25 protein-coding genes are annotated in these 26,689 nt (G+C 62.3%); 12 read left to right on the forward strand and 13 right to left on the reverse strand.

Going from position 1 to position 26,689, the window contains the following annotated elements; translation table 11 throughout:
* Positions 1–66: 66 nt before the first annotated feature.
* The 3 genes from CPI83_RS19075 to CPI83_RS19085 all read left to right on the forward strand — a co-directional run bounded on the left by CPI83_RS19075 (position 67) and on the right by CPI83_RS19085 (position 2,721).
* A complete protein-coding gene (locus CPI83_RS19075) occupies positions 67–1,062 on the forward strand; it encodes a Gfo/Idh/MocA family oxidoreductase (protein ID WP_097387568.1) in 996 nt (331 codons plus the stop codon).
* Between the two features lie 95 nt (positions 1,063–1,157).
* Positions 1,158–2,342, forward strand: coding sequence for a phytanoyl-CoA dioxygenase family protein (locus CPI83_RS19080; RefSeq protein ID WP_097387569.1), 1,185 nt, complete (start codon positions 1,158–1,160; stop codon positions 2,340–2,342).
* Between the two features lie 61 nt (positions 2,343–2,403).
* Positions 2,404–2,721, forward strand: coding sequence for a hypothetical protein (locus CPI83_RS19085; RefSeq protein WP_037119347.1), 318 nt, complete (start codon positions 2,404–2,406; stop codon positions 2,719–2,721).
* Between the two features lie 97 nt (positions 2,722–2,818).
* Here the strand turns inward: CPI83_RS19085 and CPI83_RS19090 are convergent, their stop codons facing one another.
* From CPI83_RS19090 to CPI83_RS19110, 5 genes are all read right to left on the reverse strand, one after another.
* Entirely contained in the window at positions 2,819–3,244 is a 426-nt protein-coding gene (locus CPI83_RS19090) for a hypothetical protein (RefSeq protein WP_029254990.1), read from the reverse strand.
* A 58-nt stretch (positions 3,245–3,302) separates the two neighbouring features.
* Positions 3,303–4,739 carry a rifampin monooxygenase Iri gene (gene iri, locus CPI83_RS19095; RefSeq protein ID WP_097387570.1) on the reverse strand — a complete coding sequence of 479 codons (1,437 nt, stop codon included), beginning with the start codon at positions 4,737–4,739 and terminating at the stop codon, positions 3,303–3,305.
* Between the two features lie 121 nt (positions 4,740–4,860).
* A complete protein-coding gene (locus CPI83_RS19100) occupies positions 4,861–6,246 on the reverse strand; it encodes an MFS transporter (RefSeq protein WP_080945648.1) in 1,386 nt (461 codons plus the stop codon).
* Between the two features lie 30 nt (positions 6,247–6,276).
* Complete coding sequence (locus tag CPI83_RS19105) at positions 6,277–7,425, reverse strand: Gfo/Idh/MocA family oxidoreductase (protein ID WP_046378299.1); 1,149 nt, start codon at positions 7,423–7,425, stop codon at positions 6,277–6,279.
* A gap of 106 nt (positions 7,426–7,531) precedes the next feature.
* On the reverse strand, positions 7,532–8,269 hold the full coding sequence (locus CPI83_RS19110) for a GntR family transcriptional regulator (RefSeq protein ID WP_003941006.1): 738 nt from the start codon (positions 8,267–8,269) through the stop codon (positions 7,532–7,534).
* Between the two features lie 199 nt (positions 8,270–8,468).
* On the opposite strand from CPI83_RS19110, the gene iolC reads away from it, so the two are divergent.
* The 8 genes from iolC to CPI83_RS19150 are packed head-to-tail and all read left to right on the forward strand — an operon-like array spanning position 8,469 to position 17,671.
* Positions 8,469–9,473, forward strand: coding sequence for a 5-dehydro-2-deoxygluconokinase (iolC, locus tag CPI83_RS19115; RefSeq protein ID WP_172933431.1), 1,005 nt, complete (start codon positions 8,469–8,471; stop codon positions 9,471–9,473).
* A complete protein-coding gene (locus CPI83_RS19120; RefSeq protein WP_020969139.1) occupies positions 9,466–10,365 on the forward strand; it encodes a hypothetical protein in 900 nt (299 codons plus the stop codon). The genes iolC and CPI83_RS19120 overlap by 8 nt, the downstream gene beginning before the upstream one ends.
* Positions 10,366–10,386: 21 nt before the next feature.
* Complete coding sequence (gene iolB / locus CPI83_RS19125) at positions 10,387–11,259, forward strand: 5-deoxy-glucuronate isomerase (protein WP_097387571.1); 873 nt, start codon at positions 10,387–10,389, stop codon at positions 11,257–11,259.
* Positions 11,260–11,273: 14 nt separating this feature from the next.
* Complete coding sequence (gene iolD / locus CPI83_RS19130) at positions 11,274–13,229, forward strand: 3D-(3,5/4)-trihydroxycyclohexane-1,2-dione acylhydrolase (decyclizing) (RefSeq protein ID WP_097388213.1); 1,956 nt, start codon at positions 11,274–11,276, stop codon at positions 13,227–13,229.
* Positions 13,230–13,281: 52 nt separating this feature from the next.
* Positions 13,282–14,187 carry a sugar phosphate isomerase/epimerase gene (locus CPI83_RS19135; RefSeq protein ID WP_097387572.1) on the forward strand — a complete coding sequence of 302 codons (906 nt, stop codon included), beginning with the start codon at positions 13,282–13,284 and terminating at the stop codon, positions 14,185–14,187.
* Between the two features lie 26 nt (positions 14,188–14,213).
* Positions 14,214–15,254 carry a Gfo/Idh/MocA family oxidoreductase gene (locus tag CPI83_RS19140; protein WP_019747669.1) on the forward strand — a complete coding sequence of 347 codons (1,041 nt, stop codon included), beginning with the start codon at positions 14,214–14,216 and terminating at the stop codon, positions 15,252–15,254.
* 2 nt (positions 15,255–15,256) lie between these two features.
* Entirely contained in the window at positions 15,257–16,141 is an 885-nt protein-coding gene (locus tag CPI83_RS19145) for a sugar phosphate isomerase/epimerase (RefSeq protein WP_097387573.1), read from the forward strand.
* Positions 16,142–16,165: 24 nt separating this feature from the next.
* On the forward strand, positions 16,166–17,671 hold the full coding sequence (locus CPI83_RS19150) for a CoA-acylating methylmalonate-semialdehyde dehydrogenase (RefSeq protein ID WP_097387574.1): 1,506 nt from the start codon (positions 16,166–16,168) through the stop codon (positions 17,669–17,671).
* Between the two features lie 62 nt (positions 17,672–17,733).
* Here CPI83_RS19150 and CPI83_RS19155 read toward each other — a convergent pair whose 3' ends face one another.
* Entirely contained in the window at positions 17,734–18,306 is a 573-nt protein-coding gene (locus tag CPI83_RS19155) for a dihydrofolate reductase family protein (RefSeq protein ID WP_019747666.1), read from the reverse strand.
* Positions 18,307–18,504: 198 nt separating this feature from the next.
* Here CPI83_RS19155 and CPI83_RS19160 point away from each other — a divergent pair, with 198 nt between their 5' ends.
* The gene (locus CPI83_RS19160; protein ID WP_029254980.1) at positions 18,505–19,818 is read left to right on the forward strand and encodes a D-alanyl-D-alanine carboxypeptidase family protein; all 1,314 of its coding nucleotides are present in this window, start codon (positions 18,505–18,507) and stop codon (positions 19,816–19,818) included.
* Here the strand turns inward: CPI83_RS19160 and yhjD are convergent.
* From yhjD to CPI83_RS19195, 7 genes are all read right to left on the reverse strand, one after another.
* On the reverse strand, positions 19,815–20,849 hold the full coding sequence (gene yhjD / locus CPI83_RS19165; RefSeq protein ID WP_020969131.1) for an inner membrane protein YhjD: 1,035 nt from the start codon (positions 20,847–20,849) through the stop codon (positions 19,815–19,817). The genes CPI83_RS19160 and yhjD overlap by 4 nt on opposite strands.
* A gap of 51 nt (positions 20,850–20,900) precedes the next feature.
* Positions 20,901–21,935, reverse strand: a complete 1,035-nt coding sequence (gene trpS, locus CPI83_RS19170; RefSeq protein ID WP_003941025.1) for a tryptophan--tRNA ligase — start codon at positions 21,933–21,935, stop codon at positions 20,901–20,903.
* 26 nt (positions 21,936–21,961) lie between these two features.
* Positions 21,962–22,456 carry a barstar family protein gene (locus CPI83_RS19175; RefSeq protein ID WP_020969130.1) on the reverse strand — a complete coding sequence of 165 codons (495 nt, stop codon included), beginning with the start codon at positions 22,454–22,456 and terminating at the stop codon, positions 21,962–21,964.
* Positions 22,456–23,004 (reverse strand): ribonuclease domain-containing protein, encoded by a 549-nt coding sequence (locus CPI83_RS19180; RefSeq protein WP_097387575.1) that lies wholly within the window; start codon positions 23,002–23,004, stop codon positions 22,456–22,458. Before CPI83_RS19180 ends, CPI83_RS19175 begins: the two co-directional genes overlap by 1 nt.
* A gap of 26 nt (positions 23,005–23,030) precedes the next feature.
* A complete protein-coding gene (locus CPI83_RS19185; protein ID WP_020969128.1) occupies positions 23,031–23,876 on the reverse strand; it encodes an exodeoxyribonuclease III in 846 nt (281 codons plus the stop codon).
* Between the two features lie 36 nt (positions 23,877–23,912).
* A complete protein-coding gene (locus CPI83_RS19190; protein ID WP_020969127.1) occupies positions 23,913–25,052 on the reverse strand; it encodes an MFS transporter in 1,140 nt (379 codons plus the stop codon).
* A 198-nt stretch (positions 25,053–25,250) separates the two neighbouring features.
* A complete protein-coding gene (locus CPI83_RS19195) occupies positions 25,251–26,474 on the reverse strand; it encodes an NADP-dependent isocitrate dehydrogenase (RefSeq protein WP_019747659.1) in 1,224 nt (407 codons plus the stop codon).
* Between the last annotated feature and the right edge of the window lie 215 nt (positions 26,475–26,689).

The following is a 26,689-nucleotide window of genomic DNA, read 5'->3' on the forward strand; positions in this document are numbered from 1 at the left end:
AGTCGAATCTCGAAATATGTAAGGACATTAGGTTGTCCGTTTCAATCCTCTGGAAGTAGGAACCTCATGTCGATTCGTGTCGGTGTGATCGGAACCGGCGTCATGGGCGCCGACCACGTCCGCAATCTCCACTCCACGGTCTCCGGGGCAACGGTCTCTGTGGTTGCAGACCTCGATCAAGAGCGAGCAAAGTCCGTAGCGTCCGCAGTCGGCGCACGGTGGGTGACCGATCCGTTGAAACTGATCAACGACGCCGGTGTGGACGCCGTAGTCATCGCTTCCCATGATTCAACGCATGCCGACCTCACGCTTGCTGCTGTCGAAGCCGGAATACCGGTTCTGTGTGAAAAGCCCCTCGCAGTGACAGCAGAGGACTGCCGACGCGTCGCTGCGGCCGAGAACCCCGAAAGCCCCCTTGTGAGCGTCGGATTCATGCGCCGCTTCGATCCGGGATACGTGGCGCTGAAGGCCGAAACACATTCCGGCCGTATCGGTGACCCACTGATCGTGCACTGCTCGAGTCGCACTGTCAGCGCCTACCCGGGTGGCAGCTCGGAATCCACGGTGACCAACTCCGCGATTCACGAACTCGACATCGTGCCGTGGATCTTGAACTCCCCCGTCGTCGCAGCCAGCTGGCACTGCGGGCGCTCGAGTTCGCTGGTGACCGATCGCCAGGATCCGCAGATAATCATGCTGCGCACCGCCGGCGGCGTTCTCACCACGGTCGAGGTCTTTCTCAACGCGCGGTACGGCTACGACACTCGGCGCGAGGTCGTGGGCGAAATCGGCGCCGCTCGTCTCGCCGAACCGGTGGTCATCCACACCGACGCGGATCGATCCCACTCGTACGGCTATGCGGCGGATTGGATTCCGCGTTTTGCCGAGTCGTATCGCCGCCAACTTCAAGAGTGGCTCGACGCATTGAGCACCGGAAGACCGTCGACGTTGGCCACAGCCGCGGACGGCCTGCGGGCAAATCTCGTGGCAGCTGCCGTGATCAAGTCGATGCACTCCGCAGGAGCAACTGTCTCGGTCGAGCCCGTGGTGGAAAGTTTCTGAGGTCTTTTTGATGGATTTCAGGGGTAGTTTCGATGGGTTCTCCTTGGCAGTCTTTGAGGTACAGCGCATCTTGAACACCGCAGGAAAGGCCCCGAATGACTCCAGCACTGACCAACCACACCGTGCCGTCCGCAGGTAGGTTGCACCGAGAAGACTGCAACATCGACGACTTCGCCGCTTTGGTCGCGCACGACACCGACCTTGCCGATTACCCGTACGCCGATTCAGTGGCCGACGGGGTTCTTCTGTACCGCTCGGAAGCATTGGTAGAGCAATCGTCGAATCCTGAAACCCGGGCCGAGATCCAAGACGAGATCGCCCGGGCGTTACTCACCGGCCCCGGCATCACAGTCTTTCAAGGCGCATTCGACGCGGAGATACTGGATCGCGCCAGCGCGGTCTTCCGTGAACTCATTGCACGCCAACACGAATCCGGTGCAGCGTCCGGAGATCACTTCGCCAAACCTGGTGCCAATGACCGAATCTGGGGCGCACAACTGAAGTTGGCGCTCGAAGATCCCAAGGCTTACGTCGACTACTTCGCAAACAGCATTGTCGCTTTGGCTTCGGAAGCGTGGCTCGGCCCCATGTATCAGGTGACGTCGGACGTCAACGTCGTCAATCCCGGTGGCGCCGCACAGAATCCACATCGCGACTACCACCTCGGTTTCATGTCGAGCGACGTAGCCGCGAAGTTTCGGGCGCATGTGCACCGCTTGACCCCTGCCCTCACCTTGCAAGGTGCAGTCGCCCACGTGGATATGCCGGCCGAGACGGGGCCGACGAAGTATCTGCCGTACTCGCAGCAATTCGAATCCGGATACCTCGCGTTCGAGCGTCCCGAGTTCAAGGAGTTCTTCGAAGCCAACTACGTCCAATTACCTTTGAAGAAGGGAGATGCCGTCTTCTTCAACCCAGCGCTGTTCCACGCGGCAGGCCACAACAAGTCCGCGGACGTCCTGCGTATGGCAAATCTTCTCCAGGTGTCGTCGGCCTTCGGTCGAGCCCTCGGAACCATCGACCGGGAGGCACTCGTCAACGCGATCTATCCGGCACTGCTCGCTCTCAGCGAGGCGGGGTCCGACGAGGCAGTTCGGTGCGCCGTCGCCGCCTCGGCCGAGGGCTACGCCTTCCCGACCAATCTGGACCGAGACCAACCGATCGACGGCCTCGCGCCTCAGACGCAGGCCGAACTCGTGACGGAAGCGGTTCGCGAGCGGATCTCACCTGATCGACTGGCCGATCTACTGAAGGCACAGTCAGCGAGACGAATGAGCTGAGGGACGGCAGCGCTGAAGAGACTTGGGCCGCTTAATGCCGATCGGTCGGTACGCTCGAAGCATGGGGTGGGACTTGTTAGTGCTGTTCGCCATGATCGGCCCGTTGGCGACGTTCGGGTGGGCGGCTGTTCGGGCGAAGCGCCGCGGACTCGGTGGCTCGTTCGTGGGGCCGTTTCAGGAAATGTTCGATCCTGGTGCGGCGCGAGCACAGACGGTCATCGAACAGATCGCGGAACTGCCGGATCCTGCGGACTCCGGCGACCCGGACAACGATGACGATGTGCCGTACACAGTCACCTATGAGGGTGTTCGGCTCCACATCAATCCCGGTAGGGCTCGGCAGCGTGGAGGCGAAGGGACCGCCAAGCACGCTGACTGAAAGTCGCGCCGGATACAACATGCTGTATGGGTTTTTTCGACGTGCAGTACAGGGATCGCTACTGTTCGAGAATTCGGGTGAGGGAGAACTGGTTCGGTCAGGGCCGGCGCAGTTGATAGGTGACACCGTTTTCCAACTCGTCCGAGCTGAACGACTTCGGGGAAAAGCGGCCCAAGCTCACCTCGTAGTTTTTCTGGTTTGCGGGGACGGCATCAAAATGTGCGGTGTAGGAGCACGTGCTCATTCCGTCAGGAAGTTGATCGATTGCCTCGACCTCGAGTGTCGACCTGACGGACGCAGCGCCACTGCCCCCGAAAATTTGAATCTGGTCGTTCGGAGCGACACGGATCGAGTCGATCACGCACTCTCCAGAGCCGGCCTCGACTTGCTCTGCCTGACCGGTCACCGTCAATGTGGCAGCAAATGTCTTCGGCACATCGACATTGGTCGTGCAGCCCGTGAGTATCAGCACTCCGACGGCGATCAAGGCCGCGGGCGCGATCTGCCCCAATCCTTGTCCCATAAACGGCAACGGTAGTGCACCCGAGGTGTCACGGTGCTCGGTTACCGAAATCGAAGCGTCACGCGCGGTCCCTCGCCGACCGGCCGAACCATGTGGACAGCTGAGTATCCAACTCCGCCTGCGCATCCCCGATCCATGCCACATGACCGTCCGGCCGAAGCAGGACAGCCGGAGCTTCCAATTCAGTGCTTGTGTCAACGATATGGTCGGCGCGATCGCTCCAACCATCGACGGACAGTTGGCCACCCTGGTCGAGAAGAAGTCCGCGGCCGGATCGCATCAGGTCGTACAGGTTGCCGCGCGTCAACGCGATGTTCCGCAGCCGCCGACCGAGTAGGTCGTCGCCTTCGCCGAAATCGTAGCGAATCGAGATCGCAGTGATCTTCTCGGTCAGATAGCGCTTGACGTCTTCGAATTCCATCAGCTCGGAGATCAAGCGCCGCACCGCTTGTGGTCCGGCAGCGGTGGAGATCAACTCGGCCTGGGCGCGCGTGTTGTCCAGCACGTCGACAGCCACCGGACGCCGTTCCGATTCGTACGTGTCGAGCAGGCCCTCCGGTGCCCAGCCGTTGATCTCGGCGGCGAGCTTCCAGCCGAGGTTGAAGGCGTCCTGCACACCGAGATTGAGACCTTGACCGCCCATCGGTGGGTGGATGTGTGCGGCGTCGCCGGCGAGAAACACCCGGTCGCGCCGGTAGTGCTCCGCCAGACGGGTGGCGTCGCCGAAGCGCGAGAGCCACCGCGGCGAGTGCACACCGAAGTCGGTACCGGCAATGGCCAGTAGCTGTTGTTTGATGTCGTCGAGGGTGGTCGGTGTTGCGCGACCGTCGGCAACTTCGGCTGCAGGGACCACGACACGAAAAGCACCATTGCCGGCGGGACCGACTCCGAATCGTTTGTGCGTTTCCCGGATTTCGGCGACAACGGCGGCCAGTTCATCAGCCGGCATGGTCACGTCCATTTCGCCGATCAACGTGTCGGCGCTCGACGGCTCGCCGGGAAACCCGACGTCGATCAGCTTCCGAACAGTGCTGCGGCCGCCGTCGCAGCCCACGAGGTAACGCGCGTGAAGTGTTGTGCCGTCGGACAATTCCGCTGTGACGTTGTCGGTATCTTGACGGATCGCGACGACGCGCTTCCCTCGCTGAATGTCCGCGCCGACTTCGGTGGCATGTTCGGCAAGAATCCTGTCGATCTCGGGCTGAGGTATTCCCAGTACGTACCCGTGCGCAGTATCGAGGTGCGCGGGTGCCGGTTTGCTGATCCCCGCGAAGAATCCACCGAGCGGATACTTGCGGCCGTGCGCGAGGAACTTGTCCAGCAACCCGCGCTGCTCCATGATTTCGATGCTGCGCACATGGATGCCGAGGGCACGGACGAACTGAGTCGGCTCCTCGTCCTTGTCCACGACGACGACATCGACGCCCTGTAGCCGGAGCTCACCTGCCAGCATCAATCCAGTTGGTCCAGCACCGACAATGATGACGTCACTCATGCGATCCCCTCCTTCGGGCAAGGCTTTTGCTTGCTCGCAGCAGACGAGTGTGCACCATCACCGGGGCCTTGCCGCAAGCCCCGGGTCCCGCGTTATGATGAAGGTGGCGGAAGACGCTTCATCATCGGCGCACCAACACCACAGCACCTGTATCGCGTGGGAGCCGCCAACTCTCGATCACCGTCGGCACCAGCATGGCCCCGAGAACACCCAGCGTCAGAGAAAACGGCACTCCGCCGCTCAGATCCTCCGACTCCGCCAACGGTGTGCAGAGCGTGATCACCAACGCGGACAGTGCAATACCTAGACCGGATGCCAACTCTTGCAGCGTTGCATGCAGAGTATTGGCATCGGTCAGCTCACCCGAGTCGACGTCGGCGAACGCCAAGCTGTTGTACGCGGTGAACCCGATGGATCGCAACGCGCCACTGACAAACAGTGCGACAGCGATAACGACGTCCGGTGTCGTCGACGAGATCAGTACCAGCGCACCGAAGCACACCACCGACAGAACTCCGTTTCCCACCAGAACTCGTCTGATCCCGAATCTGCGCATGAGCGGAGTGGTGAGCGGTTTGATCGCGATATTCCCCGCGAACAGAACCATCACCAGCAGACCGGCCTTGAACGCCGACATTCCGAATCCCACTTGGAACAACAACGGCAGCACAAACGGCACGCCCATGATCACGAGCCGGTACAGCGAGCCGCTCGACGCGACGAGCCGAAACGATCGAAGTCGGAGGACGCCGAGCGCGATGAGCGGGTGATCCGACCGGACGAGGTGAATGACGGCCAAGCTCAACAAGATCAGAGCCGCAATGATCCCGAGGCCCACTCGTAGCCAGTCGGTTCCGGCACTGTGCACGCTGTCGAGCGCCACCACAAGCACTGCGACGCCTGCTCCGATCACCACCAATCCCAGCCAGTCAAGGCTCCGTTTCTGCGTTTGCCGAATGTCGGGCACCATGCGCAATGCCAGCAGAAACCCGACGATCCCGATCGGAACGTTGATCAGAAAGATCCAGCGCCACGAAGCGATCGACACGATGGCTCCACCCACAGCGGGCGCAAGAACCGGCGCTGTGAGCGCCGGCCACGTCAAGTAAGCGATAGCCCGTACGAGTTCCGCCTTCGACGTCACCCGCAATACTGCGAGCCGCCCTACCGGCACCATCATGGCGCCGCCTACCCCTTGTAGTGCGCGCATTCCCACCAGCATCGGGAGGGACGTGCTCAGTGCACATCCCACCGACGCCACCGTGAAAACGGCTATGGCAGAGATGAAGACACGTCGCGTTCCGAACCTGTCGGCCATCCATCCGCTCGCCGGGATCAGGACGGCCAACACCAGGAGATACGAAGAAACGGCGACATTGACGTCGACGGCGTCAACTCCGAAGGATTGGGCGATCGACGGCAGTGCGGTTGCGAGAATCGTCGCATCGAGCATCTCCATGAACAGCGCTGCTGCCACCAGCAACGCCAGTCCGCGGGGAAATGTCACTGCACCAGAGCCTTTCGGAGCAATTCTCGATCAGCCGAGAGAAATCCAGCCACCGGAGGAGACCGAGGCAACCATCGCGTCCAGAGCCTGCGCCGACGCGACAGCATCAGCGATGGTCGCGCCCTGCGGCGCTCCGTCCACGATCGAGGAGACGAAATTGCGAGCCTCGATGACCTTCAGGTCGTCATAACCCATGGCGTTGGCCGCGCCGGGTTGGAAGCGTCCGAACTCACCCGACTCGGGGCCGACCAAAACCGTCGTGACGGATTGGTCCTGGTACTTCGAGCCGAGGCTGGTGCCCAGTTCACCCATCCGGCGGTAATCCCAGAACACGGCACCTTTCGTACCGTGAATCTCGAATCCGTAGTTGTTCTGCTCTCCCACGGCGACTCGGCACGCTTCGAGGGTGCAGCGGCCGCCCGAGCCGAGCCGCAGCAGTGCGCTGACGAAGTCTTCGTTCTCGACAGCTCCCATCTCCCCGCCGCTGGCTCGGGCATGTCCACTGGTAGCGGCGGACGGACGCGCACGCTCCGGGATGAAGATCGCAGTATCAGCAACGAGAGCGTCGACGTCACCGAGAAGATGACGAATCAGATCGATGCCGTGCGAAGCCAAGTCGCCCAGGACGCCGGCGCCGCCGCGCTCACGCTCGTATCGCCAACTCAAAGCGCCTTCAGGGTGGGCCGCGTAGTCGCTGAGGAAACGAAACCTCGAGTGCGTGATCGTGCCCAACTCCCCTGAGTCGATCAGGCTCTTTGCCAGGGCTACAGCCGGCGCGTTTCGGTAGTTGAAGCCGACGGTCGACTGCACACCGGCCTTCGAGACTGCTGCGGCAACCGCTTTGGCGTCTTCCGTGGACAATCCGACGGGCTTCTCGATCCAGATGTGTTTGCCGGCTTCTGCCATTGCGACGCCGATTTCACGGTGCAAGAAGTTCGGGGCCGTGATGCTCACCGCGTCGATGGCCGGATCGGCTGCGATATCGCGCCAGTCCTGGGTGAAAGCTTCGAAACCGAATTGGTCCGCTGCTTCCTCCCCTCGGCCAGGCACCTCGTCGGCGACGGCGGCCAGGCGGATCACGGGAAGCTGGGGATAGTGCTGCCGCAGACGCAGATACGCCTGCGTGTGTACGCGGCCCATCCATCCGAATCCGGCAACTGCTACTGAAATGCCTGTCATGAGGCTCCGTTCGGGTCAAATGATCGAAGGATCGCAGAAATGCTGGGATCACAAATCACCCCCACTGACTCGGTCAGGCGGGTACTCGTGTCACCGGGATCGAGGTCTAGCGGTCGACCACGGTGGTGTCGAAGTAGTAACGCGACGCTCGGTAGCAGTGGCTGCCGTACTCGACGGCACTACCTGAATCGTCAAATGCAGTGCGGCTCATGGTCAAGAGGGCAGCACCCACTTTCTCGTCGAGCAATCCTGCCTCTTCGCGAGTCGCCGCCCGAGCGCCGATTCGCTGCCGCGCCACACGGATGTGAACGCCGCGAGTTCGCAAGGTTTGGTACAGCCCTTGCGTCTCCAACTCCTCGGGATCGGGTGCGATGTCCACCGGAATGTAGTTGGTCATCACTGCAAGCGGTTCGCCGTTGGTGCTTCGCAGACGCCTGATGGTGGCCACTTCGGCGTCAGGTTCGAGGTTGAGTTCCGCGGCAACGTCCTCGGCGGGAACTCCCACCGTGAACTCGAGCAGCTTGGTCGTCGGTGCCTGGCCGGCCCTCGCAAGGTCGTCGAACAGGCTGGTGAGCTCGACCGGGCGGTGTACCGGACTTTGCACCACCTGAGTTCCGACTCCCCGCTTACGAACAAGTAGGCCCTTGTCCACCAGTTCCTGGATCGCACGTCGAGTGGTCGGACGTGAGAGATTGAGCCGTTTGGCCAACGCCAGTTCGTTCTCGAAGCGATCACCTGGGGCAAGTTCGCCACCGAGAATAGCGCCCTCGATTGCCTGGGCCAGCTGAAAATACAGCGGCACCGGGCTCGAGCGGTCCAACTCGACGGCGAGTGCTGCGACCACGGTCAACTCCGATCTGTCTTGGGAAGGCGCCGTATCGACGCTACTTCTCTCGGCAGTGTATGCGAACACTAACATTCACTTGACCGCAAGTCATAATGTCCAGACAAACTATTGACAATCGCTGTGTCGCGGCGCACAGTTTCAGTCATACAACGGTGCCCTGCGCGGGCAGCCCACCACGAACTCTCGGGAGTCAGTCTTGACAAGCATCAACACTCACCAGAGCGGGTCACACATCCCTGACGCACCATTCGACGTGCTTGCCATCGGCCGATCGGGGGTGGACATCTACCCACTTCAAACCGGTGTCGGACTCGAAGACGTCGAGACCTTCGGCAAGTTTCTCGGCGGCAGCGCGGCAAACGTCTCGGTGGCGGCTGCACGCCTCGGCCGGCGAGCAGCACTGATCTCCGGCGTAGGCAGCGATCCCTTCGGAAAGTTCGTCACACGCGAGTTGGCACGTCTGGGCGTCGACAACAGGTTTGTCGTCACCAATTCCGAGTACCCGACACCGGTGACGTTCTGCGAGATCTTCCCCCCTGACGACTTCCCGCTGTACTTCTACCGCAAGCCGCATGCGCCCGATCTTCGGATCACCCCGGAAGATATCGACCTCGACGCCGTTCGAACAGCGTCCCTCTACTGGTCGACTGTGACAGGGCTGTCCGAAGAACCGAGTCGCAGTGCACACTTCGCTGCCTGGGAAGCCCGCGAACGACGCCCGCTGACGGTCCTCGATCTGGACTACCGCCCGATGTTCTGGTCGACACCCCAAGAAGCGACCACTCAGGTGCAGCGCGCTCTCGCGCACGTGACGGTAGCCGTCGGAAACCGCGAAGAGTGCGAGATCGCGGTCGGTGAGACCAATCCGAACAAGGCCGCCGACGCGCTTCTCGACCTCGGAGTCGAACTGGCCATCGTGAAGCAGGGCCCGAAGGGTGTCCTCGGCAAAACACGAAAGCAATCGATCACCGTGCCGCCCAACGCCGTCGACGTGGTCAACGGGCTGGGTGCGGGCGACAGCTTCGGCGGATCACTGTGCCACGGACTGTTGGCCGGGTGGCCACTGGAGAAGGTACTGCGCTATGCCAACGCGGCCGGTGCGATAGTCGCATCTCGGCTCGAATGCTCCACTGCGATGCCAACCGCTGAAGAAGTCCACGATCTCGCCGAAGCCACAGCCACGGAGGCAGTCAATGTCTGACAAGCTCGCCGCCCGCCCCCTCGCCACCACCTACGCCGACGTGACGGAACTGCGTGCGAGCGATCCGCAGATCATCGAAAAGGCCTGGGCAGCACGCACTCCTCGCGCCACCGTTCGAGGCAACGGACGACTGATGATCGTCGCTGCCGATCACCCAGCGCGTGGGGCACTCTCTGTCGGCGGCAAGCCGACAGCGATGAACAGTCGTACCGATCTGCTCGACAGATTACGCACGGCGCTCGACAATCCCGGAGTCGACGGCGTTCTCGGTACCGCGGACATTCTCGACGATCTGCTCCTCCTCGGGGCCCTCGAGGACAAGGTCGTCTTCTCGTCGATGAACCGCGGCGGCCTGGCAGGTGCGAGCTTCGAACTCGACGACCGCATGACCGGATATACCGCCGCGGGCACCGCGAAGTTCGGAATGAACGGCGGAAAGATGCTGCTGCGCATCGCCCTCGACGACGCGGGCACCCTGCCCACCATGACGGCATGTGCCGAAGCCGTTGACGAACTGGCCGCGGCCGGACTGATCGCGATGCTCGAGCCGTTTCTCTCCAGCCGCGTGAACGGCAAGGTCGTCAACGATCTCAGCCCCGACGCCGTCATCAAGTCCATCCACATCTCCCAAGGTCTCGGCTCCACCTCGGCGTACACGTGGATGAAACTACCGGTCGTCGACGAGATGGAACGCGTCATGGATGCGACCACCCTCCCGACGCTCCTCCTGGGCGGCGATCCGCAGATCGCGCCGGAAGAAACGTACGCAAAGTGGGACGCTGCCCTTCAGCTGCCGTCCGTGCGCGGATTGATAGTCGGGCGCGCGCTGCTCTACCCACCGGACGGCGACGTGACCGCGGCCGTCGACACCGCAGTCAAGCTCGTCCACTAGAACCGACCTGGCAGGAGCAAGATGTTCAGCAAGTACTACGTCCCCGCCGGATCGTCCGCCGACGGTGATTTCACGACAGTGGTCACGCCGGAGTCCGCGGGTTGGACCGAATCCAGCTTGTGGACACTCGAACTCGCCCCTGGCGCGAGCGTCCGCTTGCAGTCCGGCGAGAACGAGATAGTCGTCGTTCCACTGTCGGGTTCGGCCGTGATCGTTGCCGAGGGGACGGAGATCGCCCTGACCGGCCGCGCGTCGGTCTTCGACGGACCGAGCGACTTCGCCTACGTAGGACGCGATTCCGACTACACAGTGGCCAGCGCAGGTGGAGGCCGCTTCGCCCTGTGCGGAGCGCGCGCCGGAGCCAAGCTGCCCCATCGCTACGGCCCGGTGTCGGGAGTTGCCGTCGAACTCCGAGGTGCCGGTAACTGCAGCCGGCAGGTTCACAACTTCGCCACCGCAGACACCTTCGAGGCCGACTCCATCATCGCGTGTGAGGTCATCACGCCCGGTGGAAACTGGTCGTCGTACCCCAGCCACAAGCACGATGAAGACAGCGACGTCGAATCGGCTCTGGAGGAGATCTACTACTTCGAGATCGACCGAAGCCCCACCGGGACCGAAGGTTTCGGCTACCACCGCGTGTACGGAACCGCCGAGAGACCTATCGAGGTGCTCGAGGAAGTCCGCTCCGGCGACGTCGTCCTCGTGCCGCACGGCTATCACGGCCCGTCCATCGCAGCGCCGGGCCACCACATGTACTACCTCAACGTCATGGCAGGTTCGGGCGAGATCCGGGCGTGGAACATCTGTGACGATCCGCAACACACCTGGCTGCGTGGAAGCTGGGATCACCAGGACATCGACCCTCGACTGCCGTTGCAGTCCCACAACTGACGGAAGTGAAAGCTGTGGCACCCACCAACAACGCAACCGGCAATCGTCTACCTCGCGACGAGCCGACCGTATACCTCACCGTTTCTCAAGCTGTCGTCCGCTTCCTCGCCAACCAGTACACCGAACGCGACGGCCAGCGCACCAAGCTGTTTGCCGGCTGCTTCGGAATCTTCGGGCACGGCAACGTCGCCGGACTGGGGCAGGCACTCTTGCAGGCCGAGATCCAGGATCTCGACGCCGGCCGTGAGCCGACACTCCCCTACGTGCTCGGCCGCAATGAACAGGCGATGGTGCACTCGGCTGTCGCGCACGCCCGCATGAAGGACCGCCTGCAGACGTGGGCAGTCTCGTCCAGCGTCGGCCCCGGTGCCACCAATATGATCACCGGCGCGGCGCTGGCCACCATCAACCGTCTACCTGTATTACTACTTCCCGCAGACACTTTCGCGACCCGCGCCAGTGCCCCCGTCTTGCAGGAACTCGAACTCCCGTCGAGCGGCGACGTCACAGTCAACGACGCTTTCAAGCCGGTCTCACGATACTTCGATCGGGTATGGCGCCCGGAGCAGTTGCCGAGCGCTCTGCTCGCCGGGATGCGCGTTCTCACTGATCCCGTCGAGACCGGCGCAGTCACCATCGCCATCCCGCAGGACGTGCAGGCCGAGGCTTTCGACTGGCCCGAGTCCTTCTTCGCCGAACGGGTGTGGCACGTGGCCCGCCCGCTCCCCGAGCGATCGGTGATCGAACGCGCCGCCGCGATCATCCGCTCGGCTCGCAAGCCACTGATCGTCGCCGGCGGCGGAGTGATCTACAGCCAGGCCACCGACTCTCTGGCAGCGTTCTGCGCGCAGACCGGAATCCCCGTGGGGCAGAGCCAGGCCGGCAAGGGTTCATTGGTCTACGACCATCCACAATCCGTCGGGGCGGTGGGGTCCACCGGCAGTACGGCTGCAAACGCACTGGCTACCGAGGCGGACGTCGTCATCGGAATCGGCACGCGGTACAGCGATTTCACGAGCGCGTCCCGCACCGCATTCACCAATCCCGACGTTCGCTTCGTCAACATCAACGTCGCTTCACTGGACTCCGTGAAGCAGGGCGGAGTCAGTGTTGTCGCCGACGCACGTGAGGCACTCGACGCGCTGGCACTTGCCCTGAACGACTACCGGGTGGACGACGAATACGCGTCCAGGATCGGTGAACTCGCTCGCGATTGGGATGCGATCGTCGAATCCGTCTACAACCCAGCCGAACCCGCTGCCGACGGGTCACTGAATCAGAATCAGGTGATCGGCCTGGTCAACACTCTGTCCGATCCACGTGACGTCGTCGTGTGCGCTGCCGGGTCCATGCCGGGTGACCTCCACAAGCTGTGGCGAACCCGTGATCCCAAGGGGTATCACGTCGAATACGGGTACTCGTGCATGGGATACGAAGTTGCCGGCGGTCTTGGCGTCCGCATGGCGTGCCCCGATCGCGACGTGTTCGTGATGGTCGGCGACGGTTCCTATCTGATGATGGCCACCGAATTGGTCACCGCCGTACAGGAACGCCTCAAGGTCATCGTCGTCCTGGTGCAGAATCACGGATTTGCCTCCATCGGTTCGCTGTCCGAGTCGCTGGGTTCCCAGCGCTTCGGCACGCAGTACCGCTACCGCTCGAATGACGGACGTCTCGACGGAGGTGTTCTCCCGGTCGATCTGGCCGCGAACGCCGCCAGCCTCGGTGTCGACGTCATCCGCGCCAACACCGCCGCCGAGTTCGCCGACGCGATCAAAGTCGCCAAAGCAAGCGACACCAGCACGGTCATCCACGTCGAAACCGATCCGCTGATCGGCGCCCCGGACAGCGAATCCTGGTGGGATGTACCGGTATCGGCTACCTCCGAACTGGAATCGACCAAGAACGCCCGGACAACCTACGAGTCCTGGAAGAAGATCCAGCGACCGTACCTCCGTCCATCCGAATGAAAATTCCGCACGACCACGCCCCAAGAAACTTGCCCTCGAAAGGAATCTAGACATGAGCGCGATTCGCGTCGGATCAGCCCCCGACTCCTGGGGTGTGTGGTTTCCGGACGACCCTCAGCAGACCCCGTACACACGATTCCTCGACGAGGTGTCCGCGTCGGGATACGAATGGATCGAACTCGGCCCCTTCGGATACCTTCCGACCGAACCAGCCAAGTTGACTGACGAACTCGGAGCACGCGGCCTGAGGCTTTCGGCCGGTACCGTTTTCGAACACCTGCACCAGGACGATTCCTGGGATGCCGTCTGGAATCAGATCAAGGACGTCGCCAAGTTGACCGCAGCCGTCGGCGGCAAGCACGTAGTGGTCATACCCGAGATGTGGCGCGATCCTTCCACCGGAGTGGTACTCGAGGATCGAAATCTGACTCCCGAGCAGTGGCGCAAGAAGACCGACGGCATGAACGCTCTCGGCAAGGCGATGCTCGAGGAGTACGGCGTCATGGCGCAGTACCACCCTCATGCCGACAGCCATGTCGACATCGAGGACAACGTCTACAAGTTCCTCGAAGGTACAGACGAGCGTTTCGTGAACCTGTGCCTCGATACCGGCCACATCAGCTACTGCGGCGGCGACAATCTCGCCATCATCAACAAGCATCCGGAGCGCATCGGGTACCTGCACCTCAAGCAGGTGGATCCGGCGATCGTCGCCAAGGTGGAGGCGGAGGACCTGCCGTTCGGCGAAGCCGTCAAACTCGGCGCGATGATCGAACCACCGCGTGGAATCCCGGACATGCCGCCGCTTCTGGAGGCCATCGAGAAGCTCGGCATCGACGTGTTCGCGATCGTCGAGCAGGACATGTATCCCTGCCATCCCGACACACCGCTGCCCATCGCACAGCGCACTCAGAAATACCTGTCCACCTGTGGCGTCCCCGCCGTCCGTTTCAGCTGAGCAACACAATCGAGGAGTACCACCGCATGTCTGACAACCAGGATCTCCGGATCGCAGTGCTCGGCGTCGGCATCATGGGGGCCGATCACGTCGACCGCATCACCAACAAAATCGGCGGTGCCCGAGTCACTGTCGTCAACGACTACTCTCTTGCCCGCGCCGAGGAAATCGCAGCATTGACGCCGGGGTCACGCGTCGTCGTCGATCCGTTCGATGCCATCGCAGCCGAGGACGTCGACGCCGTTGTGCTCGCAACCCCGGGCCCGACCCATGAGAAGCAGGTACTTGCCTGCCTCGAAGCAGGCAAGCCGGTTCTCTGCGAGAAGCCGCTGACCACCGACGCAGACAGTTCGCTGGCGATCGTCAAAGCCGAAGCAGCGCTGGGAAAGAAACTGATCCAGGTTGGTTTCATGCGCCGGTTCGACCACGAATACACCCAGCTCAAGGATTTGATCGACAGCGGCGATCTCGGTCGCCCTCTCGTTGTGCACTGCGCGCACCGCAATCCTGCGGTTCCGAACGGCTTCGACAGCGCGATGATCGTCAAGGACTCACTCGTCCACGAGGTCGACGTGACGCGATTCCTGCTCGACGAAGAGATCACCTCGGTGCAGATAATTCGGCCGTCTGCGAATTCGCTTGCTCCCGAGGGCATTCAAGACCCACAGATCGCGATATTCGAGACCGAGTCCGGTAGACACGTCGACGCCGAGGTGTTTGTCACCACCGGAGTTGCCTACGAAGTGCGCACCGAAGTTGTCGGCGAACTCGGAAGCGCGATGATCGGACTCGACGTGGGACTGATCCGAAAGACCAAGCCCGGCAACTGGGGTGGGCAGATCACCCCAGGATTCCGCGAACGCTTCGGGCAGGCATACGACACCGAGTTCGCCCGGTGGATCAAGGCAGTGAAGACGGGCGCCGGCACCGGCAACTACATCGACGGACCAGGTGCCTGGGACGGGTACGCCGCGGCCGCTGTCTGCGCCGCTGGCGTGAAGTCTCTGGAGACGGGTCAACGCGTCGTCGTGGACATGGTTGCGCGCGACTCTGTGGCCGGAGCGTAGCGATGAAGGTCGCACTCGATCCCACTCCGTTCCATCACGATTACTCGCTGCTGGAGCTTCCCCGAGTTGTTGCCGATCTCGGGTACGAGTACCTGCAGCTCACACCGCACGTCGACATGATCCCGTTCTTCAATCACCCGAAAGCCGACGACGCGCTCGTCGCCGAGTTCCGGAAGGCCTGCGCGAGTGCGGGAGTCGGCATCGCGTCGGTGCTCCCGGTCCTTCGGTGGTCCGGCCCGGACGAGGACGCTCGCGAAGCAGCAGTGCGTTACTGGAAGCGGGCCATCCAGATCACGGTCGATCTCGGTGTCAACGTCATGAACACCGAATTCTCCGGCCGCCCCGAGAAGGCCGAAGAGTCCGAGCGTGCGTTCTATCGTTCGATGGAGGAACTGCTTCCGATCATCGAACGCGAGGGGATCGACGTCCTGATCGACCCGCACCCGGACGATTTCGTCGAAGACGGACTTGCCGCGATCCGCACGATCCGTGGCGTGAACTCCAAGAACCTCGGCATGGTGATCGTGGCGTGCCACCAATTCCACATGGGTGGGGACCTTCCCGCCATCATGGAGGCCGCCGGCGACATGGTCCGTCTCGTACATGTGGCAGACACCATGGATCATCACCGTTCCCACGGACTTCGCTACATCACCAATCCGCCAGGCAATGCCGTTCGAGTGCATCAACACCTCAAAATGGGGGACGGAGACGTCAACTGGGACGAATTCTTCGGCGGCCTCGGCAAACTCGGCTTCTACGATCGTGACAACACCGTGATGGTGTCGAGCGTCTTCGCCGAGAACGAAAACGCACACGAGGTTTCCCGGTACCAGCGCGAGACGATGAACGACTATGTCGCCAAGTACACCTCCCCGAACTCCTGAGCCACCAGACCACTAGGAAATACCATGACCAGCACTGATACTCGTGTCATCGCGCACTGGTTGGACGGCAAGTCGTTCGCCGGAACATCCGAGAACACCGCCCCCGTCACCAACCCCGCCACCGGACAGATCACCGGCCGACTCGCCCTGGCGAACCTCGAGGACGCTCGCACCGTCATCGACGCTGCTGCGGCGGCCTTCCCCGCCTGGCGTGACACCTCCCTGGCCCGGCGCACACAGATACTGTTCAGCTTCCGCGAACTCCTCAACGCTCGCAAAGGTGAACTCGCCGAGATCATCACAGCCGAGCACGGCAAGGTTCTCTCCGACGCCCTCGGCGAAATCAGCCGCGGACAAGAAGTAGTCGAATTCGCCTGCGGAATACCGCATCTCCTCAAGGGCGGATACACCGAGAATGCATCGACCAAGGTCGACGTCTACTCCATCCGCCAACCCCTCGGCCCCGTAGGCATCATCTCCCCCTTCAACTTTCCCGCGATGGTCCCGATGTGGTTCTTCCCGGTCGCCATCGCCGCCGGGAACACCGTGATTCTCAAACCCTCGGAGAAGGACCCCACCGCGGCGATCTGGCTCGCCGAACTCTGGGCCGAAGCCGGTCTGCCCCCCGGCGTCTTCAACGTCCTCCAAGGTGACAAGCTCGCCGTCGACGAACTTCTGGAAAACAAAGCAGTCAAAGCGATTTCGTTTGTCGGATCCACCCCCATCGCCCAGTACGTCTATGCCACCGGCACCGCCAACGGCAAACGCGTGCAAGCACTCGGCGGCGCCAAGAACCACGCCATCGTTCTGCCGGACGCCGACCTCGACCTCGCCGCCGACGCAATGGTCAACGCGGGATTCGGCTCCGCGGGCGAACGATGCATGGCGATCTCCGCCCTGGTCGCAGTCGGCGACATCGCCGACGAACTGGTCGCCAAGATCGTCGAGCGCACCACTCCCCTCGTCACCGGTGACGGCACCAAGAACTCCGACATGGGTCCGCTCGTCACCAAGGCCCACCGCGACAAGGTCGCCTCATACGTCGATGCAGGCGAGAAGGGCGGCGCCACCATCGTGGTCGACGGACGTACAGTCCAGGCCGATGGTGGACCGGACGGCTTCTGGCTTGGACCCACCCTCATCGACCACGTCACCACCGACATGTCGATCTACACCGACGAAATCTTCGGGCCTGTTCTCTCCGTCGTGCGCGTCGATACCTACGACCAAGCCCTCGAACTGATCAACAACAACCCGTACGGAAACGGCACCGCCATCTTCACCAACGACGGCGGCGCTGCCCGACGCTTCCAGAACGAGGTGGAGGTCGGCATGATCGGCATCAACGTCCCCATCCCGGTTCCCATGGCCTACTACAGCTTCGGCGGCTGGAAGAACAGCCTCTTCGGTGACACCCACGCTCACGGGACAGAAGGTGTTCATTTCTTCACGCGAGGTAAAGCCGTCACCAGTCGCTGGCTCGACCCCAGCCACGGCGGCATCAACCTCGGCTTCCCCGAGAACAGTTAGCCGGCAAAACATCTGTGGCCGAGACTCTCGAAGAGGCTCGGCCACAGATGTTTTCGAGAGTTCTACGCGACCGTGGGGTGGTACGTCAGCACCTGAACTCCGGATTCGTACCGACGATCGTCCTTCAACTCGAGGTCGATCTTGTCGGCCGATTCGGGGAACACTCTCCCGCCGGACCCGAGAATGACCGGGAAGACCATCAGTCGTAGCTCGTCGACCAGACCGGCCAGCAACAACGCGTGGACGAGCGTCCGACTTCCCGCGACCAGGATTTCGCCGTCGATCTGTTCCTTAAGCTTCGGAACGGATTCCTCGATGGGACCGTCGAGCGCCGTCGAGTTGTTCCATTCGAGCGGCTCCGTCGAACTCGTGACGACGTACTTGGGCATCTCGTTCATCTTGTCCGCAAAGCCTTGGTCGTCCTCGCGCTCAGGCCAGGCACCGGCGAAGCTCTCGTAGGTCCGTCGACCGAGTAGAAGCACGTCCGCGGCGAGGGTTTCATCGAGTTTGAACTTCATCTGATCGCCCTCCTGGTACGGAAAGACCCATCCAGTGTGCGCATAACCCGGTTCGCCACCGGGCGCTTCCATGACCATGTCCAAAGACACGAATTCTGTCACCACGATCTTGCCCATACCGATCCCCTGTCGTCAGTGCGTGTGCGCCATTCGAGTAGTCGACTACCCCACTGTTACAGACTCTGCGTGGTGGTGGAACTCATCAGCGGCGATCGTCCACTATGACCGATGTACAAACCGAATCGCCTGTTTTCGATCCCTCTGCTTGCGTGGCGATTCGGACGTTCCCTCAGGTTCGCATACCCTCGTATATCGATGATGTGGCGTCGAAAGTGTGCAGTGGCAGTGGCCGGAACAGTGCTCTCAGGGAGCATTGCGTTTACCGGTGTCGTAGGGACCTCGGGAGTGGCCGGCGCCCAACCGGCCCCGCCGCCGCCCACCACCACCACCGAGGCACCGTTCACAACACCCAACACCGACAGCTGCCCGTTCACGAGTAGCCCGGCGCCGGCGATCGATCTCTCCGAAGCACCCGCGCCCGGATCCACGGCCCCGACTGCCGTCCCGATTCCGGAAAGCCCCGTCGGTGGAGACAAGCTCGGCGAGTGTGGCGTCGTACTTCCTGACGGCGCTCCCCCGCTCCCGGCCGACATCGCGGCATCCGGATGGGTACTCGCGGACGCCGAAACCGGTGAGGTCCTCGCCGCGAAAGATCCGCACGGTCGCTACCGACCGGCCAGCACCATCAAGATGCTGTTGGCTCTCGTCGCGCTCGACGAACTCGATCTCGACACCGAAATCACCGCAACTGCCGAAGACGCGGACGCTGAAGGTAGCGCTGTCGGCATCGGCAAGGGCGGCAAGTACACCAACCGGCAACTGATGCAGGGTCTGGTCATGGCATCGGGAAACGATGCCGCGCACGCTCTTGCCCGCCAACTCGGCGGTGACGCCGCAGCCGTGTCGAAAATGAACGCACTCGCGGCCGAACTCGGCGCCCTCGACACCCGCACGGCAACTCCATCCGGACTCGACGGCCCAGGGATGAGCAGCTCACCGTACGACCTGGCCGTAATCTTCCATACAGCCCTCCAGAATCCGACGTTTGCCGGACTGATCCATACCGAAACCGTCGAGTTTCCCGGCTTCCCCAAAGATCCGACGATTCCTGACGATCAGGACCGCCCCGGATTCACTCTCGCGAACGACAATCAGTTGCTCTACAACTACGACGGCGCATTGGGCGGCAAGACCGGCTTCACCGACGACGCCCGCCACACGTACGTCGGTGCTGCGGAGCGCAACGGCCGGAAACTACTGGTGACATTGATGGGCGGCGAAGCCAAGCCGATCCGTCCGTGGGAGCAGGCTGCCCGTCTACTCGACTACGGATATGCACTCCCCGCGAGCACAACCGTCGGCTCGTTGACGGACCGATCGACCGACGATGCCACGCCCGATGTCACTCGCACACCGTCTGCCGCTGCACCAGGCTCGATTTCGGCAGCACCCACCGCTACCGACACCGAGTCGGACACCACTGACCGCATCCTCATCGGTGCTGTCGGCGGAGTTGTGGTGATCGCGCTGGTGGCGGGAGCCGTTGCCCTGAACCGTCGAAGGCGCTAGCGCGGCCGACGGCGCATGAAGCCCGAAAGACCCAGGCCGGCAACCGCACCCGTGGCGATCAACGCAGCCACGCGAGACGGTGAAGCTCCGTCACTGACAACGATTCGCGGCGAGATCACGGCCGGATCCGGCGGCGGAACGAAGGCGAGAGCCATACTTTCCTTTGTCGTCGCCGCCCACGCCGTGCAGAACAGCAGCATCCTCGACGCAGTGAACACGAACACGAGCAAACCGATGATCGGGCCGAATGCCACGCCCGCCGGGCCACTGGTGACGGCCGCGAGGTAGATCGCACCTACCTGCTTGAAGATTTCGAACACGACCGCGGCGATAAGCGCTGCCTGCGCGGCGCTGCGCAGCGTGACAGGCTCGCGCGGTAGCCGGGCAATCACCCACAGGAACACCGCCCACGTCGCCAGGAGTGAGAGCAACAGTGAAACGACTCTGAGCCCCACGCCGACACCGGTGATGTTCTCGAGGTTGAGCCATTTCACGATCTGAGTCGCAACCGGCCCGCTGCTCAGCGCCGACATTCCCAGTGAGACGACCATGGCGAGAGCCAGACCGATGAGGGCCCCTGCGTCACCGAGTTTGGTACGAACGAAACCCTTCGGCTCGCGCTTGCTCTCCCACATCGCCGTCAGCGCGTCGCGAACATTTGCCATCCAACCGAGACCCGCGTACGCGGCACCCAGGAGACCGAAGATTCCGACGCTCGCGCGCGAGTCGATAGCCGAATCGATCAGCGTGTTGATGGTGTCACCCAAGCTGCCCGGAATGCTCTTGGTGATCTGCTCCTGAATCGACTCCAGGTACTCGGGATGCCCGGCCAATACGAAACCGGCCACTGCAAACGCGACCATCATGATCGGAATCAATGCGAGAACACTGAAGTACGTGATTCCCGCAGCGTAGTAATCGCCCTTTTGCTCTTGGAAACGTCCTGCGGCGCGAACCAGATGATCGAGCCAGGGTCGCGCTGCTCGTTGCTTCTCGAGAAAGCTCGGTGCGTCGTCGTCCGTGTCAGCCATTGCCGTCCCCCTCATGTTCGGTCAGGCGTCGTGAGTCCGAATTCGCGTAAGTCAGCCCTTCGGTGCCAGGAATCCGACCTTGTCATAGACAGCGGCGAGAGTGCGTGAAGACACCTCACGGGCGCGGTGCGCTCCAGCCGCGATGATGCGATCCAGCTCTGCCTCGTCGGCAAGGTAACCGTCGACCTTCGCCTTGAGTGGGGTGACGAACTCGGTCAGCACATCAGCGGTATCGGTCTTGAGGTCGCCGTACCCCTTGCCCTCGTAACCGGCCACCAGAGTCTCGATCGGTACTCCCGAGAGAGCCGACTGAATGGTGAGCAGGTTGCTGACGCCCGGCTTGGCCTGCGGGTCGAAACGAATCTCGCGCTCGTTGTCGGTGACGGCCGACTTGATCTTCTTTGCCGACACCTTCGGATCGTCGAGCAGATTGATCAGTCCGGCCGCACTGGCGGCGGACTTGCTCATCTTCGCGGTCGGATCCTGCAGGTCGTAGATCTTTGCCGTGCCCTTGATGATCTGCGGCTCGGGAACGACGAACGCCTTGCCGTAGCGGGTGTTGAACCGGCCGGCCAGATCGCGTGCGAGTTCGAGGTGCTGACGCTGATCCTCACCCACCGGAACTCGCTGCGGGCGGTACAGAAGGATGTCCGCGGCCATCAGAACCGGATACGTGAACAAACCGACACTGGCGTTGTCGCTGCCTTGCTTGGCGGACTTGTCCTTGAACTGCGTCATACGGCTGGCTTCACCGAAACCGGTGATGCAGTTCAGGACCCACGCCAACTGTGCGTGCTCGGGAACCTGACTCTGTACGAACAGCGTCGCCCGATCCGGATCGATACCCACCGCAAGGAGCTGAGCCACCGCAACCTTGGTGCGACGACGCAATTCCTTCGGGTCCTGCGTCACCGTGATGGCATGAAGATCCGGAATGAAGTAGAAAGCGTCGAAATCGTCCTGCAACGGAACCCACTGCTGCAGCGCACCCAGGTAGTTGCCGAGGTGGAAAGAATCCGACGTCGGCTGGATTCCGGAAAGCACGCGAGGCTTTGCGGTGGGCTTCTGTTCTGCAGGGGTCGACATGGTTCCGATCTTTTCACGAGTGGAAATCAGTGCAGTGGCGTGGTGCCCGGGTAGTCGAGTTCGACGAGGTCTTCACCGTGGGCGGTGAGGTCCTCCGCACCGAACTGGTAGACGGTCCGGAAAACGACGGGTTCCCATTCTTCGGTGTAGAAGTCCATCGTTTCGCGGAACCACTCCAACTGATCCTGTTGCTCGGACAGTAGAGAACCCGCACCTCGGATCACAACTACATATCCGGCGCCAAGTCCGAGTACGCCGTCGAGATCGCGCATGACATCGTCGAAAGCGTCTTTGTTGCGCCCGAAGTGGGACGGAAACTGGAAGGCTGCCGCGAACTCGTCGAAGACCTGCGCCGTTGTTCGCATGTTCTCTCCGCGAACCACCCGAACGACAAAATTCTCGCCACGGAGTTCACGTGCAAGATCATCCGCAACGGCCGGGTCGCCCTGCAGGGCCACCGAAGCCACATCGGAAGACGGATCCAGCCACTGCGCCACGCTGACCGTAGACGAGTCCGACATCAGCGAATCCTCACAAACGTGTCGTAGTGATCGAGGGTGTACCACGCCGAACCGTCGTTACCGGTGACGATTCGCTCGGCATCACGACCTTGGCCGTTTTTCTTCGCGTTGACGTCCCATTCCTGATAGACGACACGTCCGCCACCGGCACCGACAGCGGGCAGACGCCCTTCGCTGTTGCGGAAGGTGATGCCGCCCTTGGTGCCCGGCGCATTGGCGGAATCCGGCCACCGCCCGGCGTCGATCTCCACGAGCGTGGCGAGAACGCGCGCCGGCGCATCGCTGTTCGTCTGCTGCGTTGTCTTGACGGCGGAGCTGGAGGGCGCGGAGCTCGAGGGCACGGAGCTCGAGGGCACGGAACTCGACGGCGCGGCCTTGGTGGTAGCACCCGGCTTGGCTTGAACAGTCGAGGACTGGGCACTCGAGGACTTCGTAACCGACGACGCCGAACTGTCGGAGTCACGTGAAGAAAGGGTTACCGCCAGTACGAGCGCCACCACAGCCACCACGACGGTGATGATGGCGTTGCGCGTCTTTGCGCTCGGCATTTTCAGACCTTCAGACACGAGCGCTCCTACCGGTACGAGACAGTGACAGGTGCGTGATCCGACCAACGGAGGTCGTAGGACTCAGCGCGTTCCACGAGCGCAACCTTGGCCCGCTCGGCGTATCCGCGGGTGGCAACCTGGTAGTCGATACGCCAACCCGAATCGTTGTCGAATGCCTTGCCGCGGTACGACCACCACGAGTACGGACCGTCGACACCCGGATGGAGGGTGCGGAAGACATCGACCCACGCGGAATCTTCGGCGAACAGCAGATCCATCCAGGCGCGCTCCTCGGGGAGGAATCCCGAAGACTTCTTGTTGGTCTTCCAGTTCTTGAGGTCGAGTTCGGTGTGCGCGATGTTCCAATCGCCGCTGACCACCACGTGACGATCGGCAGCCTCGGCCGCCGCAGCGGTGGAGGCGAGGTGAACTGCGAAGGACGCCATGAACCGCTCCTTCTCCTCCTGCTTCGGCGTGAGCGCCTCACCGGAGGGCAGGTACAGGCTCGCGACGGTCAGATCCGCGAAGTCGGCTTCGATGTATCGACCGGCGTCGAGAAACTCGTCGTCGCCGTGACCGATCCGCACCGCGTCAGGTTCCGTGCGTGAAAGCACAGCGACTCCGTTGCGTCCCTTCGCGGACGGCTCGGCGGAGACGAGGAACCATCCGTTGCCGAGCGCTGGTTCGAGAGTCTCGCGAAGCTGATCGTCCGACGCACGCGTTTCCTGAAGGCAGATGAAATCCGCCGACGTCTTCTCCAGCCAATCGAGCATGCCCTTGCGGGCAGCTGCTCGAACGCCGTTGACGTTCACGGACGTGATGGTGTGGGGCGCAAGAATGTGGGAGTCAGCAGTTTGTGGCACGGCAAGCACCGTAGCCGATTCCACCGACGCGGATGGGCGCCCAGGTCAGCGCACGGCCCTACGCTGCAGAATCACCGCAACCGCCAGCACGACGAGACCCGCGACGGCCAGCAGCGACCCAACCGCTGCCGGTGCGGTATACCCGTAACCGGCAGCGATGACGACGCCGCCGATCCACGCTCCGAAGGCATTGGCGATGTTCAGCGCGGCGTGATTGAGAGACGCAGCCAAGGTCTGAGCGTCCTCGGCGACATCCATCAACCGTGTCTGAAGGCCAGGAACCATCGAGGACCCGGCAAGCCCGATGAGGAAGACGAAGACAAGCGCCGTGTACGGATTGCGCACGGCGATCACGAAGACCGCGAGGATCACCACGAGGGATCCCATCGACAGGAACAAACCCTTCATCAGTGCGCGATCCGCGAGGTATCCACCGACGAAGTTGCCGGCGACCATGCCCAGTCCGTAAAGCATGAGCGCCAGAGGAATGAACGAAGCACCGAGACCGGACACGTCGGTGAGCGTCGTACTGATGTAGGTGTAGACGGCAAACATCCCGCCGAATCCGACCATTCCCACGATCAGGGTCATCCACACCTGAACGCGGCCCAGCGCCCCGAGTTCGGTGATCGGATTCGTCACCGGCATACCGTCCAACCGCGGAATCCAGACGAACAGCGAAGCAACGGTTGCCACCCCGATCACGGCGACCAAGGCGAAGGCGCTGCGCCAGCCGAGTGCCTGGCCGATCCAGGCCGCGACCGGCACCCCGATCACATTGGCCACGGACAGACCCATCATCACCATCGCCACGGCCTTCGCGCGTTTACCTGGTTCGGCCAAATGAGCGGCGACCAGTGCGGCGACTCCGAAGTACGCGCCGTGCGGCAATCCGGCGACGAATCGAGCCATCATCAGCGTCGTGTACGAGGGCGCAAAGACCGAAGCGGCATTGCCGACGGTGAATGCGACCATGAGTGCGATCAACAGGGTGCGGCGCGGTACCCGTGCGGTGAGAGCAGCGATCAGCGGAGCACCGACGACAACCCCGAGCGCGTACGCCGAGATCACGTGACCCGCGATGGGTTCCGAGACGCCGAGCCCGGATGCCATTTCCGGGAGCAATCCCATGGCGACGAACTCGGTTGTGCCGATACCGAAACCGCCGAGGGCAAGAGCGAGCATCGCTGGACCTCTGGCGGAACGAACCCCGGGTGTCGAGGTGTCAGAACGGGAGAGGGTAGACGAAGTCACTGATCAATTGTGGTCTCACACCTGGTTGAACTTCCAAGTGAGAGCGGGTGAGTTCACTCACGTGAGACCGCGAACACAAATGGGACGCCCGGTTTCCCGGACGTCCCATCAGAAGGTGAAACAGTGAATCTACTTCGCGGCCATGGCCTTCTGCAGGTTCACGTCGAGTGCGCCGAGGAACTCCTCGGTGGTCAGGTAGCCCTGATCGCCGCCGACCAGCATCGAGAGGTCCTTGGTCATCTGGCCGCTTTCGACGGTCTTGATGACAACGTCTTCGAGCGCCTGCGCGAAGCCGATGACCTCAGGGGTGCTGTCGAGCTTGCCACGATGCTCGAGCCCGCGGGTCCACGCGAAGATGGACGCGATCGGGTTGGTCGAGGTGGGCTTGCCCTGCTGGTGCTGACGGTAGTGACGCGTCACGGTGCCGTGAGCAGCCTCTGCCTCACAGGTCCTTCCGTCCGGTGTCAGCAGAACCGACGTCATGAGGCCGAGCGAGCCGAAGCCCTGGGCCACGGTGTCGGACTGGACGTCGCCGTCGTAGTTCTTGCATGCCCAGACGTATCCACCCTCCCACTTGAGTGCGGAAGCGACCATGTCGTCGATGAGGCGGTGCTCGTAGGTCAGACCTGCGGCATCGAACTCAGCCTTGAACTCGGTCTCGTAGACGTGCTGGAAGATGTCCTTGAAGGCACCGTCGTACGCCTTGAGAATGGTGTTCTTGGTGGACAGGTACACCGGGTAGTTCTGCTGCAGTCCGTAGGTGAGCGACGCGCGAGCGAAGTCACGGATGGACGTGGTGAAGTTGTACTGCCCCTGGACGACGCCGCCCTCTTCGGGGAAGTTGACCAGTTCGTGCTCGATCGGTGCGCTGCCGTCCTCAGGCGTGTAGGTGATCATCACCTTGCCGGGGCCGGGGACCTTGAAGTCTGTGGCGCGGTACTGGTCGCCGAATGCGTGACGGCCGATGATGATCGGCTTGGTCCAGCCCGGAACGAGTCGCGGAACGTTGGAGATGATGATCGGTGCGCGGAAGATCGTGCCGCCGAGAATGTTGCGGATCGTTCCGTTCGGGGAACGCCACATCTTCTTGAGACCGAATTCCTCGACACGTGCCTCGTCCGGCGTGATCGTGGCGCATTTGACGCCGACGCCGTGCTTCTGGATCGCGTGCGCTGCGTCGATGGTGACCTGGTCGTCGGTCTCGTCGCGGTACTCGATACCGAGGTCGTAGTACTCGAGGTTCACATCGAGATACGGATGGATCAACTTGTCTTTGATGAACTGCCAGATAATGCGCGTCATCTCATCGCCGTCGAGTTCGACGACGGTGCCCTCAACCTTGATTTTGGACATGGGTGCTTCGCGTCCTCCTAGGAAGTTTCCCTGGTTACACGGTTGCGGTCACACTTTGTGAGTGGGTCCGCGAACGGTTCGATTATCAAACCTAGACGGTGTGGACTGATCTCGGGAGATGAGTCCCAAACAAGACAAGCGTACTGCTAACCCGTGAGGCCGCAACCGGCAGGTCCACCCATCGGTCTCTACTCGCGAGTAACTTTTGCCTGCTA

The sequence above is a fragment of the Rhodococcus sp. H-CA8f genome (assembly GCF_002501585.1).
Classification (GTDB): Bacteria; Actinomycetota; Actinomycetes; order Mycobacteriales; family Mycobacteriaceae; genus Rhodococcus_F; species Rhodococcus_F erythropolis.